Origin of the sequence: Phenylobacterium aquaticum (assembly GCF_947378715.1) — a bacterium.
GTDB classification, from domain to species: Bacteria; Pseudomonadota; Alphaproteobacteria; order Caulobacterales; family Caulobacteraceae; genus Phenylobacterium; species Phenylobacterium aquaticum_A.
The window spans coordinates 1-4,368 of record NZ_CANCLE010000231.1 but is presented as its reverse complement, the minus strand read 5'-3'; the positions used below and the strand labels follow the sequence as shown (position 1 = coordinate 4,368).

General features: G+C 65.7%; 4 protein-coding genes and 2 pseudogenes. 4 read left to right on the top strand and 2 right to left on the bottom strand.

Going from position 1 to position 4,368, the window contains the following annotated elements; all coding sequences use genetic code 11:
• Together Q7P21_RS19525 and Q7P21_RS19520 are read left to right on the top strand one after the other, a co-directional pair.
• Positions 1 to 219, top strand: a pseudogene (locus Q7P21_RS19525) (hypothetical protein); the annotation flags it as partial.
• Positions 220 to 307: 88 nt separating this feature from the next.
• Positions 308 to 1,513: a tetratricopeptide repeat protein gene (locus Q7P21_RS19520; protein ID WP_304179966.1), complete on the top strand. Its 1,206-nt coding sequence runs from the start codon at positions 308 to 310 to the stop codon at positions 1,511 to 1,513.
• Here Q7P21_RS19520 and Q7P21_RS19515 read toward each other — a convergent pair.
• The gene (locus tag Q7P21_RS19515; protein ID WP_304179964.1) at positions 1,510 to 1,698 is read right to left on the bottom strand and encodes a hypothetical protein; all 189 of its coding nucleotides are present in this window, start codon (positions 1,696 to 1,698) and stop codon (positions 1,510 to 1,512) included. The two genes, Q7P21_RS19520 and Q7P21_RS19515, sit on opposite strands and share 4 nt — an antisense overlap.
• 150 nt (positions 1,699 to 1,848) lie before the next feature.
• Here Q7P21_RS19515 and Q7P21_RS19510 point away from each other — a divergent pair, with 150 nt between their 5' ends.
• Complete coding sequence (locus tag Q7P21_RS19510; RefSeq protein ID WP_304179962.1) at positions 1,849 to 2,595, top strand: YebC/PmpR family DNA-binding transcriptional regulator; 747 nt, start codon at positions 1,849 to 1,851, stop codon at positions 2,593 to 2,595.
• Between the two features lie 427 nt (positions 2,596 to 3,022).
• On the opposite strand, the gene Q7P21_RS19505 is transcribed toward Q7P21_RS19510, so the two are convergent.
• Positions 3,023 to 3,913 (bottom strand): LysR substrate-binding domain-containing protein, encoded by an 891-nt coding sequence (locus Q7P21_RS19505; RefSeq protein ID WP_304179960.1) that lies wholly within the window; start codon positions 3,911 to 3,913, stop codon positions 3,023 to 3,025.
• 111 nt (positions 3,914 to 4,024) lie between these two features.
• On the opposite strand from Q7P21_RS19505, the pseudogene Q7P21_RS19500 reads away from it, so the two are divergent.
• Positions 4,025 to 4,368, top strand: a pseudogene (locus Q7P21_RS19500) (hypothetical protein); the annotation flags it as partial.

Genomic DNA, 4,368 nt, shown 5'->3' with positions numbered 1-4,368 from the left:
CGCCTGGGCGACTGGCTCGCAAGCCTGCCGCCCGAGCCCGACCGCCGGATCATCGCCGTCAGCCACGGCGTCGCCGGCCGCATCCTGCGCGGCGTCTACGCCGGGCTCCCGCGCGCCGAGACCCTGGCCCAGGCCGTGCCGCAGGACGCGACCTTCCGGCTGGCCGGCGGGGTGATCGAGCTGGTGGATTTCACCTCTGGCAGAGCAACCAAAGGTTGACGGGTCGTTGAGGTGATGGAAAGGAACGCCCAAGGCTTCGGGGGTTCGAGTGCGGCGATCAATCCTTGCGCTGATAGGCGCCCTTGCGATGTTGAATCCGATAGCCGCGCTGGCCGGGGATTGGGCCAGCAGCGCAGGCGCCGTGGTCCGTAGCGGTTTGATCGGCGGTCAGGTCGTCTTTCAGCTAGGCGCCTCGCCAACCTATTTTGAGGTCGATACCGCGGGCCAAACAGACCCTCAGGCGCTTCTGACGGTGCTTAGGGACTCGAGTGCGACCGGCAAGTCCGTCATTGTCCGATACGGCGTGGACAGCGGCTGGTTTGATCCAAAATCTGAGCTGCACTTTCAAATTCACGATCTCAATTATGGAGGGCAGACGTACATCGGCCGGGTGAAGCCGCGCATGAGCCCGGCCCCTAGCGCTGAGGATCTCGCAAACTCGGCACTTGCACAGGGAATCGCCCTTCGCTCCGCCGATGAAAAGACGAAAGCGCGGGCTGCTCTCGACGACGCCCTGCGAGACGACCATCTGCGACCTTTCTTGCTACCCTTGGCGTTACTTACCCGCGCGGACCTTTTGGAGGAGATGGCGTTCGATACGCCTTCCGGTACTCCCCGCGATCAGTTGCTGTTCCAGGCCCTATTGGACGCCAAACGTTGGATGGCGATGGCGCCCGCAGCTCCCAACGCCGCCTCAGCCGTCGCGCGGGCGTTCGGGTTTCTTGGCGACTATGACCGTGCGCTGGCAATGTATTCCGCCATGGTCGAGACTTGGCCCGACAAGGCGTTTTGGTATGATATCAACATCAGCGCCATCTATCGTGTCCGGGGCCAATTTCCCCAGGCCCTCGCAGCACTCGACGACATCGTGGCCCGCAATGGCCCGCAAAGCGGCATGGCCTTCCACTATCATCGTGGCCGAATTCTGCTTGAGCAGAAACGGTGGGCCGAAGCAGCGGATGAATTCACAATCGGACTTAAAGCTCAGCCAGACTTCTCATACGCCTTCATCTACCGGTCTTGCGCCAACGCCCAATTGGGGCGCCTGCAACAAGCGATCGAAGACGAGACATCGGGGCTCGACATCCTCAATCGATACGCAGAGCGCTCCTCGCCTACAAGCGATCGTGAGATCAACAGAGCACGCGTCGCGAATGTGTTGGTTGAGCTTCGCAATTTGGCGGCGAAAGACCCCCGACTAGTGAGCGATGCGCCCTGTACAGGCCTATACGACGCCCAGACATTTCGGGAGCCAAGCCCGCTACTCGCACCGCTTTCGGGCAAGCTGTCCTAGTCCCGGTCGCACTCAAACTGCCGGGCGATGACGATCACCGCCACCACCGACAGGGCGCCGAGCGCGAAGGCGCCGACCAGGGCGGCGGCTTCCTTGTGCGACACCAGGGGCTTCTTCACCCAATAGGCCGGCCGGCCGCCCGGCATGTCGCCGCGAATCTCGTCGGGGAAATCGGTCAAGTTCATCCTCACACCCTTAGGGCGCAGACAGCATAGCCTGTCACCCTGAACAACGCCTTGATCTGACGCACGCCCCCTAAACGCGCCAAAGCTGGCCTTCGTCGCCCGCCAGAGTTAGAAGCCCCGTCTGTCGAAAAAAAGCCAGCGCGAGACAAAATGGCCGGCCATTCCAAATTCAAGAACATCATGCACCGCAAGGGTCGCGCCGACTCGGTGCGCTCCAAGCTGTTCTCCAAGCTCAGCCGCGAGATCACCGTGGCCGCCAAGTCCGGCATGCCCGACGTCAATATGAACCCGCGCCTGCGCCTGGCCGTGAACAACGCCAAGGCCGAGTCCATGCCCAAGGACAATATCGACCGGGCGATCAAGAAGGCCATCGGCGGCGACGCCGACACCTATGAGGAGATCCGCTACGAGGGCTTCGGTCCCGGCGGCGTCGGCATCATCGTCGAGGTCCTGACCGACAACCGCAACCGCGCCGCCGCCAATGTCCGTTCCGCCTTCTCCAAGCACGGCGGCAATATGGGCGAGACGGGCGCCGTCTCCTTCATGTTCGATCGCGTGGGCCAGCTGGTGTTCCCGGCCTCGGCCGGCACGGAAGACGCCGTCATGGAGGCCGCCATCGAGGCCGGCGCCGAGGACGTCGAGTCCGATGAGGAAACCCACACCGTCTTCACCGCCTTCGACGCGGTGAACGAGGTGGCCACGGCCCTGGAAGCGGCGCTCGGCCAGGCCAAGACCACCCACATCGTCTGGCGGCCCAAGACCCTGACCCCGCTGGCGGGCGACCCGGTCGGCACCCTGATGAAGCTGGTCGACGCCCTGGAAGACGATGACGACGTCCAGCACGTCTATGGCAATTACGACGTCACCGACGAGGACATGGAGAAGTACGCGGGCTGATTTCGGGGCGGCGGGCTGTCGCGTCGCCCGCAATATGCTGAGGCGGTGCGGCGCCTATTGAGCGCTGCTCCCCCGCTGGGGGAGCTGGCCGCGAAGCGGTCTGAGGGGCCGGCCCGAAGGGACGGATACCGCCTATCCGCCCAATCCACCCTCTTGCGAGGGCAGCCCCTTCCGGTCCTTCGGACCACCTCCCCCACGGGTGCAGGGGACTCGCGTATGACCGCAGCGCGGTTGCTCCCCCGCTGGGGGAGCTGGCCGCGAAGCGGTCTGAGGGGGACTTTGACTCTCTCAGCTGACCCGCGAACCACTCAGAAAGACCATCAAGGTCCCCCTCAGTCGCCCATGCGGGCGACAGCTCCCCCAAGAAGGGAGCAGCCAGGCCCTCGCAAATTTCCATATGCAATTCCCCTGCCCACGGGTGGAGGAACTAGCCCATCGGCGGCTCAGGCGCCTTGGCCGCTTCCGCGATCAGCCAGTCGCGGAACGCCGCCACCGCGGGCTTGTCGGCGCCGGAGGGCGTGATGAACCAGAACTTCGCCGGGTTCGGCACGAAGCCGAGCGGCGCGGTCAGCCGCCCCGCCGCGATGTCGCCGGCCACATAGATCCAGGGCGTCAGTCCGACCCCCAGGCCGGCGGCGGCGGCTTCCAGCACATAGAAGATATGCTCGAACTCCTGGATGTGCGGGGCGACGGGCAGGGCGACGCCCGAATGACCCTCCCACTCCGCCCAGGCGGTCTGGCGGGTGCCGGTGGTCAGCCGCGTCACGCCCTCGAGCCGGGTGGGTCCCGTCCCCAACAAGTGCGGCGCCAGCACCGGCCCGTGGAAATTGTCCAGGAAGGCTGTCGCCTCCACTCCATGGGCCGACACGTGCTCGGCGATGCGGATCGCCGCGTCGAAGCGTTCGCGGGCGAAGTCGACGGGGGCGTAGCTCTCGGTCACCCGCACCCGCACGCCCGGGTGCGCGGCGTGGAACACCGGCAGGCGCGGGATCAGCCAGCGGATGGCCAGGGTGCCAACACAGGAGAGATGCAGTTCCTGGGCGGCGGCCGACTTCAGCTCCGCCACGGTGCGGGCCACTGAATCGAAGGCCACGGACAGCGACCCGGCCAGCCGTTCCCCCGCCTCGGTCAGCTTCAACCGGTGACGCGGGCCCTCGGTCAGCACCAGGCCCAGCGCGACCTCCAGGCTGCGGATCTGGCGGCTGACGGCGCCATGGGTGACGCACAGTTCGTCGGCGGCCAGCGTCATCCGCCCCAGCCGGGCGAAGGCCTCGAAGGCGCGCAGCGCCGTCAGCGGGGGAAGACCGCGCTTGTCCATGTGATCTCAGCTCACAAGAAGACCACCGTTATATCGTTTGGCGCAGGCGTGCAATTTCTACATCGTAAGGGCGAGCCGGACGCGACCACGCCCCGGTGAAGGACGGCTGACATGACCGATCTCGCCCCTGCGGCCCTGGGGAACGTGCGCCTGCGCGCGAGCACCCATGAACCCTTCCGCCCCGCCGCCCCAGACCAGCCAGACAGCTGGCCCACCATGTTCGACATGTTCCTGGGCGAGACCGCCAGGAACCCCCTGGTCGGCTGGCCGAAGGAGACCTTCGACGTCCTCAATCGCAAGCGCCGGTTCCTGCATCTGAACTATATCGGGGTCAGCGATCCGGAGGGGATCAAGCGGGTCTTCCTCGACAATGTCGCCAACTATCCCAAGCCCAACCTGATCCGCCGCGCGCTCGCCCCCTCGCTCGGCGACGGGCTGTTCACCGCCGAGGGCGA